Here is a 22,799-nt window from a genome sequence, read left to right on the forward strand (position 1 = left end):
GACGAAACGCTGACGTCCGTCGTGTGCGCCGTCCCGTCCGCCGTCCGGCGGCCTAGCGTGCCGCTGTGACCCGCCCCGCCCCGCGCGATCCGTACGCCGTCCTGGCCGCCGCCCTGCTCGTCACTGCGGCCGTCCTGGTCGGCCACCGCATCCAGCACGCCCACCACACACTGCGGGTGAACTGGCCCCCGTTGCTGGCGACCTGGCACCCCCACGCCGGTCCCGGCACGCCGGCCGCGCTGCTCGTGGCGGCGGCCGTGGCGATCCACGGGCCCGCCCTCGCCGCCCGTCTGCCCTGGCGGGCCCTGCTCGCGGCGGTCTGGGGGACCAGCACGGCCTGGGTCCTCTCCCTCGCCCTGGTCGACGGCTGGCAGCGGGGCGTCGCGGGCCGGCTCACCACGCCCCACGAGTACCTCCGGGCCGTCGACCGCTTCCCCGACGTCCCGGCCGCGCTGCACGACTTCGCACACCACATCCTGATCGGCTCCCCCGACAACTGGCCCGCCCACGTCGCGGGCCATCCGCCGGCGGCCACCCTCACCTTCGTCCTGCTCGACCGGCTCGGCCTGCGGGGCGGCGGCTGGGCCGGGACGTGGTGCGTCGTCGTCGGCGCGACGGCGGGCGTGGCCGTGCTGGTCGCGCTGCGGGCGCTGGCCGGCGAGCGGCTCGCCCGGCGGGCGGCGCCGTTCCTGGTGCTGGCCCCGGCCGCCGTGTGGATGGGCACGTCGGCCGACGCGTACTTCGCCGCCGTCGCCGCCTGGGCCGTGGCGCTGCTGGCCCTCGCGGTCACCGGCCGGCCGGCGGCGTGGGCGGCCGGCTCCGGGCTGCTCTTCGGTCTGGCCTGCTACCTCTCCTACGGGCTGACGCTGCTGGCGTTCCTCGGCGCGGCCGTGCTGCTGCTGCGCCGCCGGCGCGTCCGGGAACGCCCCGCGCCGCTCGTGTGGCTGCTCGCCGGGCTGGCGGTCGTGCCGACGGCGTTCACCCTCGCCGGGTTCGACTGGTGGGAGGCGTACCGGCTGCTGGTCACGCGCTACCACCAGGGCGCGGGCGGCGTCCGCCCGTACGGCTACTGGGTGTGGGCGAACCTCGCGTGCACGGTGCTGATCACGGGATTCGCCACGGCGGCGGGGCTGCGGCGGACGGGCGCGGTGCTGCTGCTCCGCCCGGACGCCGGGGGGCGGCGGCACCGCCCGGCCGGGGAGGCCGCCACCGCCGTCCTCGTGACCGCCGCCCTCCTCGCCCTCCTCGTCGCCGACCTGTCCGGGATGAGCAAGGCCGAGACGGAACGCATCTGGCTCCCCTTCGCCCTGTGGCTGCTCCCGGCCTGCGCCTTCCTCACCCGCCCCCGCGCCTGGCTGGCCGCCCAGGCGGCCCTGGCGCTGCTCCTCAACCACCTGCTGCTCACCGGGTGGTGATCCGACCGGAGCACAGCCGTGTGACGCAGATCACTTCTGACGGCAGATGAGATCGCGCCCGCCCGCCGGTCATCAGAGCGAGACGGCCCGCGACGGCCGACGCCACCACGTCCACCAGGACAGACGGGACGACCTGACATGACCGCCACCGCGAAGGGCCCCGCGAGCTACTTCCCCTCCATCGAGAAGAAGTACGGCCGCCCGGTCGCGGAGTGGAAGGAACTCATCCGCTCCTCGCCCCTGACCCGGCACATGGACCTCGTGAACTGGCTCAAGACCGAACACGGGCTGGGGCACGGCCACGCCAACGCGCTCGTCGCGCACACGCTCGCGGAGTCCGGCGCCGCGCGCTGACCTCCGCCCAGCCCACCCTTCCCTCCACCTTCAGGAGTTTTCCATGGCTTCGCGCCTCAACCCGTACCTCCACTTCGGCGGCGACGCCCGGCAGGCGATGGAGTTCTACCGGGACGTCTTCGGCGGCGACCTGAAGCTCAACACCTACGGCGATTTCGGACAGCCGGACAGCCCGGTGGCCGACAGGATCATGCACGGCATGCTGGAGACCCCGGGCGGCTTCACCCTGATGGGCTCCGACAGCCCGTCCGACACGGAGCCCGGCACCGGCGACGGCTTCTCCGTGAGCCTGAGCGGCGACGACGAAGCCGAGCTGCGCGGCTACTGGGAGAAGCTGTCGGCCGGCGGCACGGTGACCGTGCCGCTCGAGAAGCAGATGTGGGGCGACGTGTTCGGCATGTGCACGGACCGGTTCGGCGTCCCCTGGATGGTCGACATCACCGCGTCGCGGAGCTGAGGACGCGGACCCCGGCCCGGGAGCGGGGCTCCCGGCTCAGGGGGCCGGCGGGCCGGCCTGGACCAGGCCCGTCTGGTAGGCGACGACGACCAGCTGGGCGCGGTCGCGGACGTCCAGCTTGGTCATGGCCCGGTGGATGTGGGTGCGCACGGTCAGCGGGCTGAGCACGAGGACCTCGGCGATCTCGGTGTTCGACCGGCCCTGTGCCGCCAGCGCCATCACCTCGCGCTCCCGGCCGGTGAGCTCGGCCAGGCGTTCCGGCGGCGCCGGCCGGGCGCCGGGAGCGGGGGACGCGAGGAAACGGGTGATGAGGGTGCGGGTGGCGGCGGGCGACAGGAGCGCCTCGCCGGAGGCCACCGTGCGCAGGCCCGCCAGCAGCGTGTCGGCGGTGACGTCCTTGCCGAGGAAGCCGCTGGCGCCGGCACGCAGCGCCTGCGCGACGTAGTCCTCGGTCTCGAAGGTGGTCAGGATCAGCACGCGGGTGGCGGCCAGCTCCGGGTCGGCGCAGATGGCCGAGGTGGCGGCGAGGCCGTCCGTGCCGGGCATCCGGATGTCCATGAGGACGATGTCGGGGCGGTGGGCGCGGCTGAGGTCCAGCGCCTCCGCGCCGTCGGAGGCCTCGCCGACCACCTCCATGTCCTCGCAGGAGTCGATCAGGATCCGGAACGTGGCCCGCAGCAGGGCCTGGTCGTCGGCGAGCAGGACACGGATCGTCATGGGGTGCGTGCTTCTTCCGGGACGTGCGGGTGCAGGGGGAGCGCCGTGGAGACCTCGAAGCCGCCCTCGGGGCGGTGGCCGGCGCGGAGGTCGCCGCCGACGGACTGGGCGCGTTCCCGCATGCCCATCAGGCCGAAGCCACGGCCCCGCTCGGCGGACGGGACCGCGCCGGCCGCCGTTCCGTCGTCGGTGACGGTGAGCGTCAGCCGTCCTCCGGCGTAGGCGAGGCGGATGTGCGCCGCCCGGGCGGCGGAGTGCTTGGTGACGTTGGTGAGGGCCTCCTGCACGATCCGGAAGGCCGTCAGGTCCACGCCCGGGGAGAGGGGCCGCGGCTCCCCCTCGGTGGTGACCGTGACCGTGAGCCCCGCCGACGCGCACGCCGAGACCAGCTCGGGCAGGCGGTCGAGCCCGGGGGACGGTTCCAGGGACTCGCCGTCCGGGTCGTTCGGCCGGCGCAGCACGCCGACGGTGGCCTTGAGCTCGCGCAGCGCCGAGGAGGTGGTGCCGGTCAGGTCGTCGAGGATCCTCTGCGTCTGCGCGGGACGGGTGCGCGCGAGGTGGGCGGCGGTGCCGGCCTGGGCGTTCGCCAGGGCCAGGTGGTGGGCGACGACGTCGTGCAGCTCGCGGGCGATGCGCATCCGCTCCTCGGTGACCCGCAGCCGCGCCTCCTCCTCACGGGTGCGTTCGGCGTGTTCGGCGCGGGCCTGCACCGCGGCCAGGTAGGCGCGGCGCAGCTGGGTCGTCTTGCCGGCCGCGAGGGGCAGCATCAGCCAGAAGACCGGGCCGATCGTCCTGAGCAGCAGCGACAGGTGGTCCATGGAGTCGGCGAACACCGCCGCGAGCGTCACCGCCACCAGGGTGGTGACGCCGTAGACGCGGGTGGTCCTGCCGTCGGTGAGGGCGGCCAGCCAGTACAGCGCCCCCATGACGGGCGCCAGCAGGAGCGGGGTGAGCAGGTAGCCCAGGGCGACCGCCGCCACCGTGCAGAGCGCGGTCACGGTGACGGCGGTGCGCGGGTGGGTGCGGTGCTTCAGCAGGGCGAGGCAGGACACGCCCATGAGCGCGGTGGCGGCCCCGTCCGAGCCGGGCGGGGCCGCGCCGGGCATGGTGAGCGACCTGCCGAGCGTCGCGCAGCCCGCCAGCGACAGCACCAGCACCAGGTCGACGACGAAGGGGTGGCGGGCCGAGAACTCCTCGAGGCGGTCCGCGTAGCGCCGCTCCTGGGTGATGCTCATCTGGGTCTCCGGTCGGTTGCTGGCACCATCGTGGACTCCCCCGCGTGCGGACGGCGAGCGGGGCCGCCCGTGTCCTTCGCCACGGACGGCCCCGGTGGGGGGGGTCAGGTGCGCGCCGTCTCCAGTCCGGCCGCCCCGGCCGGGGCGGTGTCCGGGCCGGAGCGGCGGGTGAGCGCCTCGCCCTCGACGTCGACGCGGGGCAGGATCCGGTCCAGCCACGCCGGCAGCCACCAGGCCTTGTCGCCGAGCAGGGCGAGCACGGCGGGCACGATCGCCATCCGGACGACGAACGCGTCGAGCAGGACGGCGGTGGCCAGGCCGAAACCGATCATCTTGATCATGGATTCGCTCTCGCCGACGAACCCGGCGAAGACGGCGATCATGATGAGGGCGGCGGCGACCACGACCCGGGCGCTGTGCCGGAAGCCTGAGGTGACCGCCCGGCCGGGCCGCTCGCCGTGGACGTACGCCTCCCGCATCCGGGAGACGAGGAAGACCTCGTAGTCCATCGCGAGTCCGAAGACGATGCCCACCAGGAAGATCGGCATCAGGCTCATGATCGGGCCGGTCTGCTCCACGCCCAGGACCCCGGCGCCGTGGCCCTGCTGGAAGACCACGACGACCGCGCCGAGGGACGCCAGCACCGACAGCAGGAAGCCGAGCGCCGCCTTGAGCGGGACGAGCAGGGACCGGAAGACCACCAGCAGCAGCACGATCGCCAGGCCGACCACGACGACCAGGTACGGCACCAGCGCGTCCTGCACCTTGCCGGAGATGTCGATGTTCACGGCGGTGGTGCCGGTGACCTCGAAGGTCGCCCCGGTCGCGGACTCGGTCCCGGGCCGCTCGCCGCGGATGGTCCCCACCAGCTCCTCGGTCTTCCCGTCGGTCGGCGCGGTGGCCGGCACGACCTGGAAGACGGCGGTGTCGCCGGCCTCGTTGAACCGGGCCGGGGAGACGGACACGACGCCCTCGGTGGCGGCGATCCGCCGGGAGACCGTCTCCGTGGCGCCCTGCGCGTCGTCGGCGCCCCGGGCGTCCACGACGACGGTCAGCGGCCCGTTGAAGCCCGGCCCGAAGCCTTCGGCGAGCGCGTCGTAGGCCCGGCGCTCGGTGCTGGAGACCGGCTTGGCCTCGTCGCCGGGCATGCCCAGCTGGAGGCCGGTCACCGGCACGGCGAGGGCGCCGAGGCCGACGACGCCGAGGAGCAGCACGGGCAGGGGGCGGCGCAGCACGAACCGGGCCCAGCGGGTGCCCATGTTGTTCTCGGTGCTCTCCCCGGCGCGGCCGCTCCTGCGGGCCCGCCGCGGCAGCACGGCCTCCGGCCAGAAGCCGAGGAACGCCGGGACCAGCGTCAGCGCGACGAGGACGGCGACGACGACGGCGCCCGCCGCGGCCAGACCCATCCGGGTGAGCATCGGGATGCCGACCACCGAGAGTCCGGCGAGCGCGATGACCACGGTGAGCCCGGCGAAGACGACCGCCGATCCGGCGGTGCCCACCGCCAGCCCGACCGCCTCCCGCGGGGTGCGGCCCCCGGTGCGCTCCTCGCGGTAGCGGGAGACGACGAACAGGGCGTAGTCGATGCCGACGGCGAGGCCCAGCATCATCGCCAGGGTGCCGGTCGTGGCGGACAGGCCGAGGGCGTCGGACAGGGCGAGGATCGTGGCCATGCTGACGCCGACGCCGATGACCGCGGTGAGCAGGGGCAGTCCGGCCGCGGCCAGGGAACCGAAGGTGATCAGCAGGACGACGGCGGCGACGGCGATGCCGATCACCTCGGCGGGGCCGCCGGCCCCGGCGCCGCCGTCCGTCGCGTCGCCGCCGGTCTCGACGGTCAGTCCGGCGTCCCGGGCCCCGTCGACGGCCCGCTCGAGCTGGTCCCTGCTGGCGTCGGTGAGGTCGGCCGCCCCCACCTCGTAGGTGACGGTCGCGTACGCCGTCGTCCCGTCCTCGCTGACGGCGCGCGCCCGGAACGGGTCGGCGGCGCTCGCCACCTGGGTGCCGTCGGCGAGCTCGGCCACGGCCTTCTCGACGGCCCGCCGGTTCCCGGCCGCGGTCACCTTCTCGCCGCCGGGCGCGACGAACACGACCCGCGCGGTCGCGCCGTCGGCCGTGGCGCCGGGGAAGCGCTCCTCCATCAGGTCGAACGCCCTCTGGGACTCGATGCCCGGCATGCCGAACTCCTCGTCGGAGGCCCCCGGGGCCTTCAGGGCGCCCAGCCCGACGGCGGCCAGGACGGCCGCCCAGACCAGGGCGACGTACCAGCGTCGCCGGAAGGCCAGACGGCCCACTCGGTAAAGAAAAGCAGCCACGGCAGGGGGTCTCCACATCTGGTGCGACGGTCCGTCCAGGCTCCCCGGCGCGGCCCCGCCCTGTCGTCGTGCGCCTGCCGACAATCCCCGCTACTCGGAACGCAGTACGCGGCGGCCCGCCGGTCCGCCCCGGGGACGACCGCGTATCGGCCCCAGGTCGCGGTGGGCCCTCCCGCACGGCGCCGGCCCCGCACCCCGGAGGACGGGGTGCGGGGCCGGAGCGTCGGCCGGGGCGTGTGCCCCGCTAGAGGGTGACCTGCTTGCCGCCGAGGGTCACGACGAGCTTGCCGTCCGAGGCGAACGACCAGCCCAGGGCGCCGCTGTACGAGGAGCAGCGGGACCCGTTCGAGCCGGACCAGAACTGGTTCGAGCTGTCGGAGTTGCCGATGATCCGGTCGTTGGTGCCGCTGCCGCTGCGGCAGGAGGTGTTGTTGCGGAAGACCGACGTGCCGCCGTCGAAGGTGAAGTTGCGCTCGGTGTTGTCGATGCTCAGGTTGTTCGACACCGTCATCGTGCCCGGGTTGCTGTTCCAGGTGAACCCGTGCTTGCCGTTGTGGAAGGCGATGCTGCGCCGCACCACGTGGTCGACCGCGATGTCGTCGCCGCCGAGCTTGTAGCCGTTGCGGTCGCCGTTGCCGGCCTGGGAGCCGTCGCTGAGGGTGCCGTTGTCGTAGGCGAGGGAGTCCTCGATGGTCACCGGGCCGATCGCGCCCGTGTCCGTCTTGGTGTAGAGGTCCCAGCCGTCGTCGATGTTGTGGTGGGACACGGCGTAGCGGAAGACGTTCCCGGTGCCGGTGGTGAGCTTCGCGGCGAACCCGTCGGCGTCCTCGCCGTCGGAGTCGGCGTTGTCGTGCGACTCGGCGCTCAGGATCAGGTTGTCCGACGGCCAGTCGCTGCTCGGGGTGGAGGAGGCGATCCGGCCGAGCTGGAGGCCGGTGTCGCGGTTGTGGCGGGTCACCGTGCGCTCGATGATGTTGTCGCTGCCGCCGACGTAGATGCCGTTGTCGCCGGCGCGCTCCACGACGATGCCCTTGACGTGCCAGTACGAGCCGAACAGCTGGAGCCCGCGGTTGGAGGAACTCTCGCTCTGGGCCGCGAAGTTCAGCACCGGGGTCTCGCCCGGGTAGGCGGCCAGGGTGGTGCGGGCGGCGGCGGTGCCGTTGTTGGTCTGCGGGATCGTGACCGTGGACGCGTACGCGTACGTCCCGCCGCGCAGGTAGATCGTGCCGCCGGCGCCGATCCGGCTGATCGCCGAGGTGAGGGTGGTGGGCGCGGACTGGGTGCCGGCCGCGCCGTCGGTGCCGTTCGGCGCCACGTACAGCGCGCCGCTCGCGGGCGGGGTGCCGTCGGTGGTCACCGCCTCGAGGTAGTCGAGGTTGGCGAGGCCCGCGGAGGTGGTCGGGCTGAGCCGGACGGTGTTGCTGCCCGCGTTCAGCGTGACCGTCAAGGTCTTGGTGACCCAGGTCGACCAGGCGCCGGTGCCCTCGAAGGACGGGGTCTGCACGGTGGAGCCGTTGACCACGAGGGAGGCAGGGCGGGCGGTGGTGGTGCCGTTGGCGAAGCGGACATTGAGCGTCGCCGTGCCGGCGGTGGCCGCGTTCACGGTGAACTGGGCGTAGGCGCCGGACGCGTTGGTGCCGTTGCAGAAGCCGCTGCCGGAGTAGCCCGCCCAGTCGGAGTCGACGGTGCCCTGGCACACCGCGGGGGAGGTCTCGGCCTCGTAGCGGGTGGTGGCGGCCTGCGCGGTCGGGCCGGACAGCGCGGCGAGCGCGCCTGCCACCAGGCCGGCGGACGCGATGACGGATCTCAGACGCATCGTGGGATCTTCCTCTCCAGGACGGTGCGGGTCGTCTGTTGGAGAAAGCGCTTTCTCGCGAAGCTTTGCCGGGCTAGCCTGTACACGTCAATAGACGCGTCCTTGATTTCTGTTCACATGGATGGACGCGAGAAGCGTGCTTCCCCGCCGTGGCAGGCGTCGGCTCCGGCTCCGGCACCGACATCACGAGTCCCGCGGGACACCTGCCGGACGGGACGCTTGCAGGACAATGGGGCCATGAGCATCGTCAAGATCAACGTACTCACGGTTCCCGAGGAGCAGCGCGAGACGCTGGAGAAGCGGTTCGCCTCCCGGGCGGGCGCGGTCGAGGGCTCGGGCGGGTTCGAGTGGTTCGAGCTGCTGCGCCCGGTGGAGGGCACCGACCAGTACCTCGTCTACACGCGCTGGCGGACCGAGGAGGACTTCCAGAACTGGATGTCCGGGCGGGGCCAGGCGGCGCACGGCGGCGGCGGGTCCGCCGAGGGCGGCGGCGAGCGGCCGAGGCCCGCCGCGACGGACGCGACGCTGTGGTCCTTCGAGGTGGTCCAGCAGGCGGCGCCGAAGCAGGACTGACGGCCCGCACACCGGGCCGGCGCCCGTCCGCCGCCGGCGCCACCGGGCCGGCGGGCGTCCCACCGCCGGCGCCACCGGGCCGCCCCCGTCCCGCCGTCGACGTCCCTCCCGCCGGGACGCCCCGCACGCCGGACGGACGCCCGCCACACCGGTGACTCCCCTCCCCCGCCGGGCGTCACGCACACCGGGCGGACGCCCGCCACACCGCTGACGCCCGCACGCCGATGTGGCGGCTCGGGCGGACCTGCGGCGGCCGGAACGGACCCGCGGCGGGCGGGACGGCCCCGGGACCGACCGGAACGAACCCAGGACCGACCAGAACGGCCCCGGGACCGACCGGAACGAACCCAGGACCGACCAGAACGAACCCAGGACCGACCAGAACGGCCCCGGGACCGACCGGAACGGCCCCGGTACCGACCGGAGCGGTCCCGGGGCCGGCCACGGCGGTGTCTCCGGTCCGGTGAGCGGCGTGCCGCGGGGCCCGGGTCTGCCGGGCCGGAACCGGCCCGCGGCCGGGGCCGTGACCGGGCCACGGCCAACTGCACCACTTCACGCCCCGGTTACATTTCGCTCAACCCCTGGTGGACGCGCGGTGAGCGGGTGACCATGTGCGCATGACTCCGGCCGATCGCGCCATGGAACGACTCCAGGGCTGGCCCGACCTCACGGCGGGCCAGGCCAGTTGCGGCGCAGGACGGGCACTGCGCTCCGTCCACAGCGAGATACTCCACTTCCACTCCGCCCGGGACGTGGACCTGCACCTCACCGTTCCGGCCATCCAGCGCATCCACGCCGACCTGCGGGGGTCGACGGCGGTGCGGCTGGTGCCGGGCTCCCGCTGGGTCACCGTCCACCTCGACTGCGAGACGGACGTCGACCTGCTGATGAGCCTGGTCAGCATGGCCCTCAAGGCGCACCTGACGGAGGGGCCGGCCACCGGACCGTCCCCCGTCTCCTGCAACCTCCACCGCGTGACGCTGGTGCCGCGCGACGAACCCGACGAACGCTGAACCCCGGCGCCCCTTGGCCCTGCCGGGACCCCCGGCCGGGGCGCGGCGGCCGTCGGCGGGGGGGGTGTCGGGCCGCGGCGACGGCGCAAGCGTGTGCCGTCCCGTCAGACCGTCGGCTCCGCCAGGCCGGTGGCCCTTCCCTCCTCGTCCCAGCGCACCTCCAGGACGCGGGTGACGGCGTCGCGCTCCAGGGGGCCGAAGACGTGCGGGAACAGGGTGGCCGCCGGGACGCCGGGGGGCGGGGCCGGCGCCGCCGCCTCCCACGCGCAGCGCGCGGTGAGCCGGTCCTCGTCGACGAGCAGCGCCAGCAGGGGCCGGGGCGCGGCGCGGTAGAAGGCGTTGACGACGGCGAGCGTGGTCTCCTCGTCCGGCGAGCAGTGGACGAAGCCCTCCTCCGCGAGGGAGGCGGGCGCGTACGGCCGGTCGGGACGGGCGTCCCACTCGGACCTCGGCACGACGTGGTAGATCATGGCCCGATCATCCGGCCGCCGCGGCCGCCGTGAGGAGCGCGTACGGCAGGAGGACCGCCGGGAGGGTCCACAGGCGTGGCGCGAGGGGGCGGCCCTCGGCCAGGGGGCGCCGGACGTCGAGGAGCAGGACCAGCCACAGCACCAGCGCGCCGAACAGGACCAGCCCGAACAGGACGAACCCGCTGTTCTCGATCTGGTCGTACGTGCAGCCGTCCAGGTCGCGCCGCCGGAGGTCCTCGTCCCCGCAGTGGCCGTGCTCGGCGTACCACCGCGCGCACGCCGCGGCGACGACCGCCGGTATCCCGATCACCAGGTTGACCAGCAGTGCCCCCGCCCAGCGGCGAACGACACCACCGGGGACGTGGACGGCTGCGGGGGCGTTGTCGGTCATCCCGCCACCCTAGGCCGCCGCGCACCGCACCCACCGCTCCGGGCGGCGACCGTGCTCGCGGGCACAACGCGCGAGGCCCGCCCCGCAGAACACGGGACGGGCCTCGTCGAGAAGAGCGCCGGGCAGGCCTTGCACCTGCATTTCCCCGCAGGAAGCGGGGCGTCTTTCCTTGGACCACCAACGCAGAACCGTTTTGCCTTTGTTCTGGCGACCGGCTCAAGATCAAGCTTACCGCATTCCGGGGGGTGATCAAGCCCCTCCGTCAGTCGAGTTCCTTCACGTCCAGGTCGGGGCCGACGACGAGGGTGACCACCCCCGCGGCGGCGTCCGCGGACGCGGCGGACCGCGCCTCGGGCAGCCGCGAGGACAGGACCGCGGCCTGCTTCTCCAGACCCGTCGGGAAGGTGACGGCCGTCTTGGCCACCGTCTGCGGCGCGTTGCCCGTCCCGGTGACGGTGAAGCCGGCCTTGCGCAGCTTCTCGGCGACCTCCCCGGCGCGCCCGGAGACCCCGGTGCCGTTGAGGACCTGCACCCGCACCTGGGAGGCGTACACGAGGTCCTTCACGGCCGCCTGCAACTGCGCCTTGGTCATCTCCTTGTCTTTGGCCAGGGAGGTGAACAGGTTCGCGGCCTGCGGGTACTGCCAGACGACGTTGGCCTTGTCGGTGGGGACGTCCGCCTCGCGCGGGTAGTTGGGCACGGTGAGGAAGGCCAGCCGGTCGCTGGGGATGCCCTTGAGTTCGTCGGCGAGGCCGTAGATCGGCTGGATGCCGGCCAGGTCCGGGTCGGTCGTCAGGGACTTGGTCGCCGACTGGAGGAAGCCGTAGAGGGAGCTGGGGCTGGTCAGCTTGCCCTTGGCCTTCTTGACCAGGGCGTTCATGAACTCCTGCTGGCGGCCGATGCGGCCGATGTCGGAGCCGTCGCCGACGCCGTAGCGGACCCGGACGTAGCCGAGGGCCGTCTCGCCGTCGACGGTCTGGCAGCCGGCCTCCATGTTCAGGCGGGCCTTGTCCGACTTGATGGCCTGCTCGGGGCAGACCTCTATGCCGTCCAGGGCGTCGACCATGCCCTTGAAGCCGGAGAAGTCGACGGACATGAAGTGGTCGATCCGCAGGCCCGTGTGGGCCTCGACGGTCTTGATGCTGCACGCGGCCGCCTCGGCGACCTCGCCGCTGGTGCCGCCTATCGCGAAGGCCTCGTTGATCTTGGCCTTGTGCGGGGAGGACGTCTTGCCGTCCCCCATCTCGCAGGCCGGTATCTCCACCCAGGAGTCACGCGGGAACGACACGACCGCCGCCCACTTCCGGTCGGCGGGGATGTGCAGCACCATCAGCGTGTCCGACTGCATGGTGGTCAGGTCCTTGCCGTACTTGGCGTTCGCGCCGTCCCGGCTGTCGGAGCCGACGACCAGGATGTTCTTCGACCCCGGGCTGAGGTTCTCGGGCCGGTCGCCGCCCAGTTTGTCGTCCACGTCGGCGGAGTTGATGTTGTCGTTGAGGTCCTGGTAGATCCACGCCCCGACCCCGCCGACCGCGAGGACGACGACCGCCGTCACGCCCGCGCTCCACGCGAGTATCCGCCCCCGCCGCGTCAGCCTGGTCTTCCCGGGCCGCTCGTCCCGCCCCGACTGGGAACGCCGACGCCTTCCTGTACCGCTCACCGGCGCTCGCCCCTCCGCCTCGGCCGTTTCACCCCGTACACCGTGCTCGGATCGTGCGGCCTGCATGGTTCACCGCCGAACGACGGCACCTTACACGCAGGTTGTCATACGTCCTGAAAACTCAGACGTCTCATCGGCCCCGGGCGTTCCCGGGACGGGCCACCGGAACGGACGGGCCGCGGGGGGGCGCGGCGGCCGGGCTTCCGGGGCGGCGGTGGCCGTCGTCCGGCAGGCCCGGCCCGTGCCGGAGGCGCAGGCCGGTGATGCCGGAGGGCCGGACCGGACGGCGCCGGGTCCCGTCGCGGGCGTCGCCTGCCGGGGGGGGACTCACCTCTCCCGGCCGGCGCGCGGGGTCTCGGAGCGGAAGGAGTGGCCGAGCCGCGGGGCGAGGCCGTGGTGGTGCCGGAAGTTGTAGATCAGCGGGCTCCACGCCGACGGGTCGACGTGCTGCGTGCCGGGCACGACGACGGAGGCGTCGGCGTGCACGCGCAGCACCTCGCACTCGACGATCCGGAAGTGCCCGTCGGGACCGCCCGGGATCGTCCGCCGTACCGCCGCCTCCAGTTGGAGGGGGCACTCGGCGACCCTGGGCGGCCGTACCGTCTCGGCGGGCTGCGGGGTGAGCCCGGCGGCCGCGAACTTGTCCGGCTCGTGGCGGTAGGCCGCCCGCTTGGCCTCGGGCACCGGGTCCGCGCCGGTGAGCGGGGCGAGCGCCTCGACCTGCCGCCACGGACCGGGCCCGGGCAGGTTGACGACGAGCTCCGGCCGCGCGGCCAGGTTCTCGGCGGTGCGGCTCTCGCCGCCGATGCCGAGGACGACGGTGTACCCCAGCGCCCACGCCGAGGAGACGGGGGCGAGGTTGGGGCTGCCGTCGGCGTTCTCGGTGGCCAGCAGGGCCACCGGGGTGCCGAAGCAGAGGACGCCGGGGGAGAGGGCGATGTGCCGCCCGCCGTCCTCGGGACGGGCCGTCACGGTGCTGTCGGTCGGTGCGCTCATGCCGGGAACGCCAGGGGGCCGACGTTTCGGTCCCCGCCGAAGCGTGCGGCCCTGACCGTGGCGGACGTGAGCGGCCCCGCGGCCGGCGTGGGACGGTCCGGCGCGGGGGTCAGTAGCGCACCGCCCGGGGGACCGTCGCGCGGGTGCCGCTCGGCAGTCGGTGGGTGCTGCGGGCGGTCGCCGTCTTCTGCTTGCCGGCGGGGACGTCCGGGACGGTGACGACGACGGTGTCCTTCCAGTCCCCCTTGCTGTCCTTGAAGTCGACCTGGACGGCGAAGGACTTGGTGGAGCCGGCGGAGTTGGTGACGGTGACCTGGACCGTGGTGCGGTCGTCCGAGGTGGACGGGGTGCCGAGCTTCACGTCGTCCGTCGCGTCGACGCCGCCCTTGATGTCGTTCAGCTTTTCACCCGCCGACGCGGTCGCCGAGGCGAAGGCGTCCCCGGCGCGGCTGCCGACGGACTGGACGGCGGAGGCGGCACGGCTCGGGACGGACGACGCGCCGCCGTCGTCCGAGCAGCCGGAGAGCAGGACGGCGCACGCCGTCGCCGTCAGGGCTGTTCGCCCGGTCCCACGCGTGCGGTGAGGGGTCATGGGGGTCTCCAGCGTGCGGTGCGTCCTGGGCGGTGGTCGCCTCCAGTGAAAGGCCGGCCGCCGGCGTCCGCATGCCGGCTCACCCGGACGGGCCACCCTCGTGGTGACGGCGCCCGGCCGCACGGATGGTCGTGGGAGCAGGGAGAGAGGCAGAAGGGGAGAAGTCATGAGTGAGCATCCGTCGCGGCCCCGTCCTCCCTCCCCCGAGGATTCGCCCGTCTGGGACCCGTCCCACCAGGGCACCGGACCGCCCGTCTCCGGACGGCCCCCCGCTCCGGCGGCCCGGAGCGGATGGGCCGCCGGCGGTGTCGTCTTCGCCGGGGTCATGCTGGTGGTGAACGGCGTCCTCGCCGTCTTCCAGGGCATCGCCGCGATCGCCGAGGACGACGTGTACGCCCGGCTCGGCGACTACGTCTTCGAGATCGGCCTCACCGGGTGGGGCTGGGTGCTGCTGGTCCTCGGTGTCGTGGCGGTCGCCACCGGCTGGGGGCTGCTGCGGACGGCGGCCTGGGCCCGTGCCGTCGGCATCGCGCTGGCCTCGCTGGGCGTCGTGCTCCAGTTCCTGTTCCTGCCGTACGCGCCGGTCTGGTCGGTCGTCCTGATCGCGATCGACGTGTTCGTGATCTGGGCGCTGACCGTGTACCGGCCGGCCGGGACGGCGACGGCGCGGGCGGGGCGGTGACGGCGCACGGCGCGGGCGGGGCGGCGGGGCTGAGCCGTCCGCCGGGCGCCGGGGCCGGTCCTCAGCGTTTCGCCTTCTTGTACTTCCGCATCAGTTCGACGACGCGCGCCTGGTCCGCGGGCCCGTTCAGCTCGGCCGGCAGCTCGTCCGGGCACAGTTCGCAGAAGTCGCCCCAGTAGCGGTGGCCGCGGTTGTCCCCTATGCGGTAGCCGCCGGGCACGCCCCGGGCGACGCAGCGCCGCTTGCTCACCGTGCGCCCTCCCCTCACGTCGTCGTCGCCCCCACTGTGCCCGGCCGCCCTCACTTCCCGCGCGTGGTTTCCCGGTCGGCGGAGCCGGGGGGCGTCACGTCGACCGCCTTCCTCCGCAGCCACGGCAGCGGCGGCACCGAGGAGCCCAGGTAGGGCGTGACGCGGACCTCGAAGTGGAGGTGGGGGCCGGTGACGTTGCCGGTGGCGCCGGACAGGCCGAGGGGCCGGCCCGCCTCGACCCGGCGGCCCTTGCGGACGTCGATGCGGGAGAGGTGGGCGTACTGCGTGAAGTAGCCGTCGGGGTGGCGGACCAGGACCTGGTTGCCGAAGCCGTCGCCGCAGGTCGTGGCATGGACGACGCCCGGTCCGACGGCGTACACGGGGGTGGCGGCGGGCACGGCGAAGTCCTGGCCGGTGTGGCGGTGGGCCCAGCGGGAGCCCTGTTCGGCGTAACCGGCGGAGAGCCAGTAGCCGCGGGTGGGCACGGTCCAGGTCTCCTCGTCGTCGGCCCGCTCCCGGGGAGGGCGGTCGTCGGTGCCGGCGGCCTCGGGGCGGGTGTCGGCGGCCTCGGCGCGGGTGTCGGCGGCCTCGGCGCGGGTTCCGTCCCCTGCGCGGCCGTCGTCGTCCGCCCGGTTGCCGCCGTCGGCGCGCCGGTCGTCCCCGGTGCCGGCGACCGGGCAGTGGCCGGTCCTCCCGGCCGGGTCGACGGCGACGGGATCGCCCGCGCTCCGCGCCGACGCCCGCAGCAGGCCCCAGAGTTCCTTGCGCAGGTCCTGGCGGCGGCGTTCGGCGGCCTCGACCTCCGCGTCGTCGGCGTCCGCCTCCCGGAGCCGGTCGACGCGTTCGCGGGCCCGTTCGTGCGCCTGGACGACCCGGGCGGCCCGCTCACGGACGCCGCCGCTGCCACCGCTGCCGCCGTGCCCGTCGCTCCCGGCGCCCGCGGGCACCGCGGCGAGCGTGACCAGCAGGGCGGCCGGGAGGGCCGCCAGCAGCGCGGTGGCAGCGGGACGGCGGCACACAGGAAGTTCTCGTCGCATTGTGTGATCATCTGGCCGTCCTGGGCGGCCACCTGGCGGACGCGCCGCGCGCTCACCCGTACGGCGGCCCCGCCGCACATCACCCGGACGGCCTCGCCACCAGGCTCCGGTACACGGACGCCGACCGCGGGTTCCACGGGCACTGCCACACGCCGTGCGGGCAGTAGTCGCTGATGGTCTGGTAGAGGGGCCGGTGCCGGGCGAACCAGGTGAGCATCCCGCGCACGTACTCCGGGTTGTCCCCGTTGCGGAACAGTCCCCACTCGGGGTACGAGACCGGCTTCTTGTGCTCCCTGGCGAACCGCACGTGTGCCGCGAGCCCGTACGGCTCACGCACCTGTTCCGCGAAGGGCATGCCCTCCGGCTGGTCGTAGGCGTCCATGCCGATGACGTCGACGTACCGGTCACCGGGGTAGCACGCGGTCCAGTGGATGGCGTCCCGTCCCCGGTTGGGCGCGAAGTCGAACCGGAACCGCTGTCCCGGCACGGCCCGCATGGTCCGGACGATGCGCGTCCAGTACCGCTTCCAGGCGACCGGGTCCGGACCGCAGCGGTGGGTGTAGGTGATGCCGTTCATCTCCCACCCGAGGACGAGCACGGTGTCGGCGAGCCCGAGGGCGACGAGCCGCCGGCCGAGCGTGCGGAAATGCCCGTCGTGCTCCCCGCTCGCGCCCCTGGCCAGCTCCGCCCGTACGTAGGCGTCCGGCAGGTGCGCCTCGTTGCGGTCCAGCATCGGCACGTTGAGGACGAACATCCGGTCCGCACGCGCCCTGCGCCACGCGGCCCAGTGGTCCAGGTGCCCGGGTTCGCCCTCGATGCGGCTCCACCGGTCGCCCGGCAGGAACGCCCGCCCGACCCGCGGCGTCGCCGGCCCCACCCATCCGTCGAGCCCCGCGAGCTGCCGCACGGCGTCGGAGTCGTGCCCGAGGTAGGCGCCGAACGCGGGCGGCACACCCGGCGGCGGAGCGGCTCCCCCCGCCCCGTCCGCGCGGGAGCCGTCCGCGCGCGGAAGACAGGCCACGCCGGTGAGCAGGGTCAGGCCGACGAGGGCGAGGAGAAGGAATCGAAGCGGCTGTCGCACCGGCTCATGATGACCACCCCCGTCCCCCGCGCGGGCCGGACTCGCGAAGGGACCACCCGGACCGGCGAACCCCACCGGGCGGAACGGCGGAGGGGGCCCCGGCACCGAACCGGCCGGAACCGGTCCCGGCGGACGGCAACCTCGCGGGCGGCGGCGACGACCCACCGGCGTCATCGCCACTCGTTCCCCCCCACGAGGAGTTCACCCATGCGCAGGCATCTCGCACGGTTGTTCACCGTGCTCGCGGCCCTGGCCGCGTTACTGCACGCGACCGGGACGGCCGCCCCCCGCGCCGAGGCCGCCGCCGAGTGGAACCCGCCGTCGAACCTCGTCCAGCCGCTCGACGAGGTCTGGAACCACGTCTCGACGACCTACCCCGACCTCTACGGGTTCCGCAACTACGGCTGGGACCAGGTCATGGCCAACAAGGGCAGCATCAACTACTGCGTCCGCTGGGAGTCCGACGCCCCGGTCAGCGCGGCCCTGCGCGACCGGATCCACGCGTCGCTCAAACGGCAGTTCGCCCTGTGGATGTCGGCCCAGGTCGAGAACGGCCGCGGCTACGACGACTGGCCGTACACCACCGTCCCGGTCAACATCGTCGGCTGGGCCGTCAAGAACCGCTCCACCCTCCAGTGGACGGACGACTCCGTCGACGTCTACGCGGGCGTCCTGGACGGCGGCGGCGCCCCGCAGTGCGCCCCCGACTGCGGCCGCTTCTTCCACCAGGACGGCGACTACTCCACGTGCCCCGGCGGCACCGCCCGCCACTACGACCAGTCCCTGTGGCTGACCAAGGGCTTCCAGGGCGGCGCCGGCGGCGACTGGGGCCAGCGGGTCGGCCAGGAGTACTTCGTCTCCGCCCTCGACCAGCAGAACATCCACATCTACCTGCACGAGGTCGGTCACACCTTCGGCCTGGACGACTTCTACGACTGGTCGCCCACCGGCCAGTGCTGCTTCCTCATGAAGGCGGGCAGCGCCACGCAGATCACCGACTTCGACAAGTGGATGCTCCGCGACTTCTGGCGCCACCTGAAGGGACGCTACGGCCTCTGAGCGCGCCCGCGCGCCGAGCCGGTGTCCGCCTTCCCCCACCTCCTCCGCTGCGCACCGCGACGGCGGCGTGCAGCGGAGTGTCACGGCCGCCCGTGACGCCGACGGCGGGAAGCACGGCATCCGGGTGACCGGGACCGCTCCGGTCACCTCTCGAAGAGGTCCTCCGCCCTCTCCGCATGAAGCGCCCGCTCGACCCACAAGGCAAGAACATCGAGGTCGGAACAGGTCTCCACCCGCTCCCGCACGGAGTCGGAGACCGGCACGCCCCGCAGGCGCAGAAGCCGGATCACCGTCGCAGCCCGCTCCTTGGCGACGCCCAACCCGATGCCTTCCTCCCGGCCTTCCTCGCGTACCTGCTCGGCGAGCGGGTGCCGCCAGAAGTACTGCATGGTCGTCATCAGGTCCCTCCACATCTGCCGGGCCCGGGGATCTGCCAGGCACGAGTCGACGAACTGCACGAAGACCGCGGCGGTGTCGCGATCGATGGTCCGCAGGGCGGCTGCCAGGGATTCCAGTATGGCGGGGGCCTGCCGACCCCGGCCATGTGTCATGGCCGAGAGCACCGCGAGAGGGACATCTCGTCCCGCCGCCCCCTCGTCCGCGATCACCGGCACATTGTCCGGACCCAGCACGAACGGACGTACGGTCAGTGAGGGACACCCCCGCACGCCCAGGTGGATGGGCTGCGCCGCCCAGCGGGCGGTGGCACGGTTCTGCGTGACGACGATCAGCACCGGCTCACAGCGGTACTTCTCGTACAGGAAGCTGAGGTAGTACGGCCAGCTGCCGCGTTTCCGCTCGTCCGGCTCGCCCTGTGACTCCACGACCAGCAGGTACGCACCCTGGCCGGTCTCTGCCCGCAGCAGGGTGTCCACGCGCCGCTCGACCGGTTCGACCTCGGTGAGGTCGACGTTCATGGCCGCGAAGTCGTACGGATCCGGGAAGGGAACCTGCAGCACCCCTTGCAGGGCACGAGTCAGCAGCGCCGGGTCCTTCTGGAAGATGCGGTGCAGCGCCTCGTGCGTCGAGCCGACCATCAGCTCTCCTTCCTGTCCGACATGATCAACGAGTGAGGTCGTGGCCGGTCACCCCACGCGTGCTCGGCCCGGTGTCCGGGCCGAGGCAGCGCCTGCCGACCCCGGCCCTCACGCCCCCTCCCCGAGGACCCGTTCGATCAGTTCCCGTTGGGATTCGGACAGGCCCGGGTCGGTGAACTCGGCCGTGCGGTCGTCGCCCTCGACCGTGACCGTGTAGCGGTAGGCGTCGGGCACGGCCGCGGCGGGCGTGCGCGGGGGGCGTGCCGTGGCGAGGACCTCGTGGGCGAGGTGTTCCAGCTCGGCCGCGTCGGGGCGACCGGACGTGTCCAGTTCGCCCCGGCGGCTCGCGCCGAGCAGGCCCCCGCTCCGGGTCACCCTGACGCGCATGTCACCCCCGCGTCCGGACGGCCGGGATCACGGTCCATGGCCGTTCAGCCCCACGTCCGACCAGGCCTTGACGACCGCCTCGAACTCGGTCCGCGTCCCGTACAGCCGTTCCGCCGTGGCCACCGTGGCCCGCGCGAACTCCTGGAAGTCGGCGGTCCGTGACAGCCGCCCGGAGGTGAGCGTGTCGTACCAGATCCGGCCGGCCCGCTCCCAGGCGAAGCCGCCGATGGCGACGGCGGTCAGGTAGAAGGCGTGGTTGGGGATGCCGGAGTTGATGTGCACGCCGCCGTTGTCCTCCGGGCCGTGCACGTAGTGGGTCATGTGGTCGGGCTGCGGGTCCCTGCCGCCCAGCAACGGGGAGTCGTAGGCCGTGCCCGGAGCCCTCATCGAGCGCAGGGCCTGGCCGCGGACGGCCGGGGTGAACAGTCCCGCGCCGATCAGCCAGTCCGCCTCCTCGGCGGTCTGCCGTCGCGCGAACTGCTTGACCAGCGAGCCGAAGACGTCGGACATGGACTCGTTCAGGGCGCCGGACTGGTCCTGGTACTCGAAGCCCGCGGTGTACTCCGTGACACCGTGCGTGAGTTCGTGGGCCACGACGTCGACGCTGATGGTGAAGTCGTTGAAGACGCGACCGTCACCGTCCCCGAAGACCATGCGTTCGCCGTCCCAGAACGCGTTGTTGAACCGGCGCCGGTAGTGCACCGTGGCGTCCAGCCCCAGGTTGCCGTCGTCGATCGAGTGGCGGCCGTACGCCTCCCGGTAGAAGTCGAAGGTGAGGCCGAGGCTCTCGTAGGCGCGGGTGGCCGTGCCGTCCGTCCCGGGCGGCTCCCCCTCGCGTCTGACGACGTCACCGGGCAGGAACAGGCTGTGGTGGGTGTCGAAGACCGTCCGCTTCAGGACGAACCGCTCGGGCAGCGCCTCCGGCCCCACCCGGCTGGGCGTGATCGCCCGGGCCTCCCGGAACTCGGCGTCGACCGCCAGGGTCTCCTGTGCGGCCTCGCGCACGGCCGTCTCGTCGGCTTCGGCGAGTTTCTCGAGGATGTAGGGCGGCAGGATGCCGCACACGCGGCGCCCCGCCCCCGTGCCGTCGGTACCGGTCATGGTCATCAGGCCCCGCGGAACGTGTGGACGTGGTTCGGACTCGTGACCTCGAACTGGTGCATCTGGATCGTCCGCGACTGGGTGTCGGAGATCTTCTCGCACCACTCGAAGCGGCGCACCGGCACGAGTTCCGGGAAGGTGCCCGCCCACTCGACGCCGTCGCTGGTGTGCGCGTAGGCGTACCAGAAGCGGTTCACGGCGTCCGCGTCGGCGGAGTAGACGACGGCTTCCTGGCCGGGCTCGATGCGCCACCAGCCCTTCTTCAGCCAGTCCCCGCCGTCCGGGCAGTTGGGGAAGTACCGCTCGAACATCGCGAAGACCGTCGCGTGGTAGTCGTTCCTGAATGTCAGTGACATGGCCCGTCTCCTCACCCGTCACACGGAGGGGGCTTGCTTGCGAACTGCGGGCTTGGTGCCGTTGGACTGCGCCTCGGCGTTCAGTCCGGAGGTGGGGCGCGCCTCGCTGACGCTCACCCCGCTCCCTCCCGCGACCGCCGCCCTGGCGGCCTGTGCGCGGTCCAGCGCTTCTTCGGTGGTCCCGGTGGTCGGGTCGGCCTCTGCGGAAGGTACGTGGTTCATGGAAGTGCTCCAGACCTGGACCTCGGGGTGGGGACCCGTAGGAAAGGGGAGCCGCGTCGTGGGTGCGACGACGCAGGTCAGAGGAGTCCCACGGCTTCCATTCTGGTCCCGCACGCCCCGTCGTGCACGTGGAGCACGGCCTCACACGGCGGCCAGTTCGCCCCACACGTACTTGCCCCGCCGGCCGAACCGGGAGAGCGGCTGCCAGCCCCACACGTCGGCGCAGGCCCGCACCAGCGCGAGACCCCGGCCGTCCTCCGCGTCGGTCAGCTCGTCGAACTTCGCGGGCGGGTCGGGGGGTTCGGGGTCGGAGTCCCAGGCCCCGACCCGCAGCACTCCACCGGAGTGGCGGACGCGCAGCATCGCGGGGCCGTCCGTGTGCCGCACGGCGTTCGCGACCAGCTCCGCGGCGATCAGCTCGGCGGTGTCGACGAGGTGGATCAGCCCGTGCAGCGTGAGGATCAGCCGCAGGGTCCGGCGCGCAACGGGGACGGCTCTGGGGTCGTTGGGGATGTGGAGGGAGTACTCCCAGGTTTCGGACATGGCGGAACTCCGGTCGGTGGAGGGGTGGTCGAGGGCGCGGTGGCAGTGCCGCAGCCGTCGTGGCAGGACGGAGCGGTGCGCTTCCGCAGCGTGAACGTCGCGTCACCGACAGTAGATCTATATCTAGAGACACAGCAAGCGGATCGCGTAATCTGACACCGAACGAGTCGTCCTCGTGGGCGCGTTGAACCTAGGAGCGGTCGAGAGCATTGAGGCGCGAACCAACGGCACGCCAGATGCGTCTTGCGACGGAACTGCGCAGACTCCGCGAGGCGGCGGACCTCACCTCCCGCCAGGCGGCAGCCCTTCTCGGAGTGAGCCCCGCCCAGATCACGCACATCGAGTCAGGACTGGCGGGCGTGAGCGAGCGACGGCTTCGCCGCCTCGCCTCCCACTACGCCTGTACGGACGGCGAGTTCGTCGACGCGCTGGTCGCGATGGCCACCGAACGGACGCGCGGCTGGTGGGAGGAGTACCGGGGGCTGCTGCCGACGTCGTTCCTGGACCTGGCGGAGCTGGACCACCACGCCTCCTTCCGGCTGGGCGTGGCCATCCTCTTCGTGCCGGGCCTGCTCCAAACGGAACGCTACGCCCGAGCCGTCTTCTCCTCCCGGGTTCCTGAACTCCCCTCCGAGGAAGTGGACTTGCGCGTACGCCACCGCATGTCACGGCAGCAGTCCACCATCCCGTACGAGGTGGTGATCCACGAGGCCGCCCTACGCATGAGGGTGGGCGACCGAGCCGATTCGCAAGCTCAACTCGGTCGTCTGGTCGAGCTTTCCGAAGCGGACCACATCACCCTGCGCGTCGTCCCTTTCGACCTGGACGGCTTCTCCAGGGCCTCGAGCACCATGACGTACGTGGGCGGCCCCCTGCCCAAACTCGACACGGTAGTCCTTGACGCGCCCAGCGGCACAGTCCTCGTCGATTCCGAAGCTCAGCTCAAGGCCTATCGAACGCGCTTCCGTAAAGTGCAAGCTGTGTCACTCGAACCGGAGCAGTCGCGTGACTTCATCCACAGGCTGGCCAAGGAGCTGTGA

Annotated in this window: 26 protein-coding genes; 8 read left to right on the top strand and 18 right to left on the bottom strand. The window is 73.1% G+C overall.

All coding sequences use genetic code 11. The annotated features are described in order from the left end of the window. Window positions 1-65 precede the first annotated feature (65 nt). The 3 genes from ACH4F6_RS22285 (at window position 66) to ACH4F6_RS22295 (ending at window position 2,226) form a co-directional block, all read left to right on the top strand. Window positions 66-1,415 carry a hypothetical protein gene (locus ACH4F6_RS22285; protein WP_397962022.1) on the top strand — a complete coding sequence of 450 codons (1,350 nt, stop codon included), beginning with the start codon at window positions 66-68 and terminating at the stop codon, window positions 1,413-1,415. A gap of 138 nt (window positions 1,416-1,553) precedes the next feature. Beyond that, a complete protein-coding gene (locus ACH4F6_RS22290; RefSeq protein ID WP_397962023.1) occupies window positions 1,554-1,769 on the top strand; it encodes a DUF4287 domain-containing protein in 216 nt (71 codons plus the stop codon). Between the two features lie 43 nt (window positions 1,770-1,812). Then, window positions 1,813-2,226, top strand: a complete 414-nt coding sequence (locus tag ACH4F6_RS22295) for a VOC family protein (RefSeq protein ID WP_397962024.1) — start codon at window positions 1,813-1,815, stop codon at window positions 2,224-2,226. Between the two features lie 36 nt (window positions 2,227-2,262). Here ACH4F6_RS22295 and ACH4F6_RS22300 read toward each other — a convergent pair whose 3' ends face one another. From ACH4F6_RS22300 to ACH4F6_RS22315, 4 genes are all read right to left on the bottom strand, one after another. Continuing rightward, on the bottom strand, window positions 2,263-2,943 hold the full coding sequence (locus ACH4F6_RS22300) for a response regulator (protein WP_397962025.1): 681 nt from the start codon (window positions 2,941-2,943) through the stop codon (window positions 2,263-2,265). Beyond that, window positions 2,940-4,178: a sensor histidine kinase gene (locus tag ACH4F6_RS22305; protein ID WP_397962026.1), complete on the bottom strand. Its 1,239-nt coding sequence runs from the start codon at window positions 4,176-4,178 to the stop codon at window positions 2,940-2,942. The genes ACH4F6_RS22300 and ACH4F6_RS22305 overlap by 4 nt, the downstream gene beginning before the upstream one ends. A 104-nt stretch (window positions 4,179-4,282) precedes the next feature. Then, window positions 4,283-6,493, bottom strand: a complete 2,211-nt coding sequence (locus tag ACH4F6_RS22310) for an MMPL family transporter (protein ID WP_397962027.1) — start codon at window positions 6,491-6,493, stop codon at window positions 4,283-4,285. A 244-nt stretch (window positions 6,494-6,737) separates the two neighbouring features. Next, window positions 6,738-8,309: a carbohydrate-binding protein gene (locus tag ACH4F6_RS22315; RefSeq protein WP_397962028.1), complete on the bottom strand. Its 1,572-nt coding sequence runs from the start codon at window positions 8,307-8,309 to the stop codon at window positions 6,738-6,740. Between the two features lie 237 nt (window positions 8,310-8,546). Between ACH4F6_RS22315 and ACH4F6_RS22320 the strand changes: the two genes are divergently transcribed. Both ACH4F6_RS22320 and ACH4F6_RS22325 read left to right on the top strand, forming a co-directional pair. Next, a complete protein-coding gene (locus ACH4F6_RS22320; RefSeq protein WP_397962029.1) occupies window positions 8,547-8,882 on the top strand; it encodes an antibiotic biosynthesis monooxygenase family protein in 336 nt (111 codons plus the stop codon). A 617-nt stretch (window positions 8,883-9,499) separates the two neighbouring features. Then, the gene (locus tag ACH4F6_RS22325) at window positions 9,500-9,895 is read left to right on the top strand and encodes a luciferase family protein (protein WP_397962030.1); all 396 of its coding nucleotides are present in this window, start codon (window positions 9,500-9,502) and stop codon (window positions 9,893-9,895) included. A gap of 104 nt (window positions 9,896-9,999) precedes the next feature. Here the strand turns inward: ACH4F6_RS22325 and ACH4F6_RS22330 are convergent, their stop codons facing one another. The 5 genes from ACH4F6_RS22330 to ACH4F6_RS22350 form a co-directional block, all read right to left on the bottom strand. Then, window positions 10,000-10,365, bottom strand: coding sequence for a DUF952 domain-containing protein (locus ACH4F6_RS22330; protein WP_397962031.1), 366 nt, complete (start codon window positions 10,363-10,365; stop codon window positions 10,000-10,002). A 7-nt stretch (window positions 10,366-10,372) separates the two neighbouring features. Continuing rightward, window positions 10,373-10,756: a hypothetical protein gene (locus ACH4F6_RS22335; RefSeq protein ID WP_397962032.1), complete on the bottom strand. Its 384-nt coding sequence runs from the start codon at window positions 10,754-10,756 to the stop codon at window positions 10,373-10,375. 262 nt (window positions 10,757-11,018) lie between these two features. Beyond that, window positions 11,019-12,311 carry an LCP family protein gene (locus ACH4F6_RS22340; protein WP_397962033.1) on the bottom strand — a complete coding sequence of 431 codons (1,293 nt, stop codon included), beginning with the start codon at window positions 12,309-12,311 and terminating at the stop codon, window positions 11,019-11,021. A 432-nt stretch (window positions 12,312-12,743) separates the two neighbouring features. Continuing rightward, entirely contained in the window at window positions 12,744-13,412 is a 669-nt protein-coding gene (locus tag ACH4F6_RS22345; protein ID WP_397962034.1) for a flavin reductase family protein, read from the bottom strand. Between the two features lie 109 nt (window positions 13,413-13,521). Continuing rightward, window positions 13,522-14,004: a hypothetical protein gene (locus ACH4F6_RS22350; RefSeq protein ID WP_397962035.1), complete on the bottom strand. Its 483-nt coding sequence runs from the start codon at window positions 14,002-14,004 to the stop codon at window positions 13,522-13,524. A gap of 166 nt (window positions 14,005-14,170) precedes the next feature. On the opposite strand from ACH4F6_RS22350, the gene ACH4F6_RS22355 reads away from it, so the two are divergent. Beyond that, complete coding sequence (locus tag ACH4F6_RS22355) at window positions 14,171-14,686, top strand: hypothetical protein (protein WP_397962036.1); 516 nt, start codon at window positions 14,171-14,173, stop codon at window positions 14,684-14,686. 61 nt (window positions 14,687-14,747) lie between these two features. Here ACH4F6_RS22355 and ACH4F6_RS22360 read toward each other — a convergent pair whose 3' ends face one another. From ACH4F6_RS22360 to ACH4F6_RS22370, 3 genes are all read right to left on the bottom strand, one after another. Then, window positions 14,748-14,936, bottom strand: coding sequence for a hypothetical protein (locus ACH4F6_RS22360; protein ID WP_397962037.1), 189 nt, complete (start codon window positions 14,934-14,936; stop codon window positions 14,748-14,750). A gap of 50 nt (window positions 14,937-14,986) precedes the next feature. Continuing rightward, window positions 14,987-15,973 carry a peptidoglycan DD-metalloendopeptidase family protein gene (locus ACH4F6_RS22365; protein WP_397962038.1) on the bottom strand — a complete coding sequence of 329 codons (987 nt, stop codon included), beginning with the start codon at window positions 15,971-15,973 and terminating at the stop codon, window positions 14,987-14,989. Between the two features lie 79 nt (window positions 15,974-16,052). Continuing rightward, entirely contained in the window at window positions 16,053-17,054 is a 1,002-nt protein-coding gene (locus tag ACH4F6_RS22370; RefSeq protein ID WP_397962039.1) for a glycoside hydrolase family 26 protein, read from the bottom strand. Between the two features lie 207 nt (window positions 17,055-17,261). Here ACH4F6_RS22370 and ACH4F6_RS22375 point away from each other — a divergent pair, with 207 nt between their 5' ends. Then, entirely contained in the window at window positions 17,262-18,113 is an 852-nt protein-coding gene (locus ACH4F6_RS22375) for a hypothetical protein (RefSeq protein WP_397962040.1), read from the top strand. A gap of 143 nt (window positions 18,114-18,256) precedes the next feature. Here ACH4F6_RS22375 and ACH4F6_RS22380 read toward each other — a convergent pair whose 3' ends face one another. The 6 genes from ACH4F6_RS22380 to ACH4F6_RS22405 all read right to left on the bottom strand — a co-directional run bounded on the left by ACH4F6_RS22380 (window position 18,257) and on the right by ACH4F6_RS22405 (window position 21,759). Then, window positions 18,257-19,150 carry a hypothetical protein gene (locus tag ACH4F6_RS22380; RefSeq protein WP_397962041.1) on the bottom strand — a complete coding sequence of 298 codons (894 nt, stop codon included), beginning with the start codon at window positions 19,148-19,150 and terminating at the stop codon, window positions 18,257-18,259. Between the two features lie 108 nt (window positions 19,151-19,258). Next, entirely contained in the window at window positions 19,259-19,537 is a 279-nt protein-coding gene (locus ACH4F6_RS22385) for a protealysin inhibitor emfourin (protein WP_397962043.1), read from the bottom strand. 27 nt (window positions 19,538-19,564) lie between these two features. Further along, a complete protein-coding gene (locus tag ACH4F6_RS22390) occupies window positions 19,565-20,638 on the bottom strand; it encodes a M4 family metallopeptidase (RefSeq protein WP_397962044.1) in 1,074 nt (357 codons plus the stop codon). A gap of 5 nt (window positions 20,639-20,643) precedes the next feature. Then, window positions 20,644-20,994, bottom strand: coding sequence for a DUF1036 domain-containing protein (locus ACH4F6_RS22395; RefSeq protein WP_397962045.1), 351 nt, complete (start codon window positions 20,992-20,994; stop codon window positions 20,644-20,646). An 18-nt stretch (window positions 20,995-21,012) separates the two neighbouring features. Beyond that, window positions 21,013-21,216 carry a hypothetical protein gene (locus tag ACH4F6_RS22400; RefSeq protein WP_397962046.1) on the bottom strand — a complete coding sequence of 68 codons (204 nt, stop codon included), beginning with the start codon at window positions 21,214-21,216 and terminating at the stop codon, window positions 21,013-21,015. A 141-nt stretch (window positions 21,217-21,357) separates the two neighbouring features. After that, window positions 21,358-21,759, bottom strand: coding sequence for an ATP-binding protein (locus tag ACH4F6_RS22405; protein WP_397962047.1), 402 nt, complete (start codon window positions 21,757-21,759; stop codon window positions 21,358-21,360). Between the two features lie 236 nt (window positions 21,760-21,995). Here ACH4F6_RS22405 and ACH4F6_RS22410 point away from each other — a divergent pair, with 236 nt between their 5' ends. Then, window positions 21,996-22,799, top strand: a complete 804-nt coding sequence (locus ACH4F6_RS22410) for a helix-turn-helix domain-containing protein (protein ID WP_397962048.1) — start codon at window positions 21,996-21,998, stop codon at window positions 22,797-22,799.

The sequence above is a fragment of the Streptomyces sp. NPDC017936 genome (assembly GCF_044328485.1).
Taxonomy (GTDB): domain Bacteria; phylum Actinomycetota; class Actinomycetes; order Streptomycetales; family Streptomycetaceae; genus Streptomyces.

Excerpts from the sequence above, each read along its gene's own strand:
- ACH4F6_RS22290 (WP_397962023.1), top strand. The coding sequence starts at position 1,554 with ATGACCGCCACCGCGAAGGGCCCCGCGAGCTACTTCCCCTCCATCGAG.
- ACH4F6_RS22295 (WP_397962024.1), top strand. The coding sequence starts at position 1,813 with ATGGCTTCGCGCCTCAACCCGTACCTCCACTTCGGCGGCGACGCCCGG.
- ACH4F6_RS22300 (WP_397962025.1), bottom strand. The coding sequence starts at position 2,943 with ATGACGATCCGTGTCCTGCTCGCCGACGACCAGGCCCTGCTGCGGGCC.
- ACH4F6_RS22305 (WP_397962026.1), bottom strand. The coding sequence starts at position 4,178 with ATGAGCATCACCCAGGAGCGGCGCTACGCGGACCGCCTCGAGGAGTTC.
- ACH4F6_RS22315 (WP_397962028.1), bottom strand. The coding sequence starts at position 8,309 with ATGCGTCTGAGATCCGTCATCGCGTCCGCCGGCCTGGTGGCAGGCGCG.
- ACH4F6_RS22320 (WP_397962029.1), top strand. The coding sequence starts at position 8,547 with ATGAGCATCGTCAAGATCAACGTACTCACGGTTCCCGAGGAGCAGCGC.
- ACH4F6_RS22325 (WP_397962030.1), top strand. The coding sequence starts at position 9,500 with ATGACTCCGGCCGATCGCGCCATGGAACGACTCCAGGGCTGGCCCGAC.
- ACH4F6_RS22330 (WP_397962031.1), bottom strand. The coding sequence starts at position 10,365 with ATGATCTACCACGTCGTGCCGAGGTCCGAGTGGGACGCCCGTCCCGAC.
- ACH4F6_RS22335 (WP_397962032.1), bottom strand. The coding sequence starts at position 10,756 with ATGACCGACAACGCCCCCGCAGCCGTCCACGTCCCCGGTGGTGTCGTT.
- ACH4F6_RS22345 (WP_397962034.1), bottom strand. The coding sequence starts at position 13,412 with ATGAGCGCACCGACCGACAGCACCGTGACGGCCCGTCCCGAGGACGGC.
- ACH4F6_RS22350 (WP_397962035.1), bottom strand. The coding sequence starts at position 14,004 with ATGACCCCTCACCGCACGCGTGGGACCGGGCGAACAGCCCTGACGGCG.
- ACH4F6_RS22355 (WP_397962036.1), top strand. The coding sequence starts at position 14,171 with ATGAGTGAGCATCCGTCGCGGCCCCGTCCTCCCTCCCCCGAGGATTCG.
- ACH4F6_RS22365 (WP_397962038.1), bottom strand. The coding sequence starts at position 15,973 with ATGCGACGAGAACTTCCTGTGTGCCGCCGTCCCGCTGCCACCGCGCTG.
- ACH4F6_RS22375 (WP_397962040.1), top strand. The coding sequence starts at position 17,262 with ATGCGCAGGCATCTCGCACGGTTGTTCACCGTGCTCGCGGCCCTGGCC.
- ACH4F6_RS22380 (WP_397962041.1), bottom strand. The coding sequence starts at position 19,150 with ATGGTCGGCTCGACGCACGAGGCGCTGCACCGCATCTTCCAGAAGGAC.
- ACH4F6_RS22385 (WP_397962043.1), bottom strand. The coding sequence starts at position 19,537 with ATGCGCGTCAGGGTGACCCGGAGCGGGGGCCTGCTCGGCGCGAGCCGC.
- ACH4F6_RS22390 (WP_397962044.1), bottom strand. The coding sequence starts at position 20,638 with ATGACCGGTACCGACGGCACGGGGGCGGGGCGCCGCGTGTGCGGCATC.
- ACH4F6_RS22395 (WP_397962045.1), bottom strand. The coding sequence starts at position 20,994 with ATGTCACTGACATTCAGGAACGACTACCACGCGACGGTCTTCGCGATG.
- ACH4F6_RS22400 (WP_397962046.1), bottom strand. The coding sequence starts at position 21,216 with ATGAACCACGTACCTTCCGCAGAGGCCGACCCGACCACCGGGACCACC.
- ACH4F6_RS22405 (WP_397962047.1), bottom strand. The coding sequence starts at position 21,759 with ATGTCCGAAACCTGGGAGTACTCCCTCCACATCCCCAACGACCCCAGA.
- ACH4F6_RS22410 (WP_397962048.1), top strand. The coding sequence starts at position 21,996 with ATGCGTCTTGCGACGGAACTGCGCAGACTCCGCGAGGCGGCGGACCTC.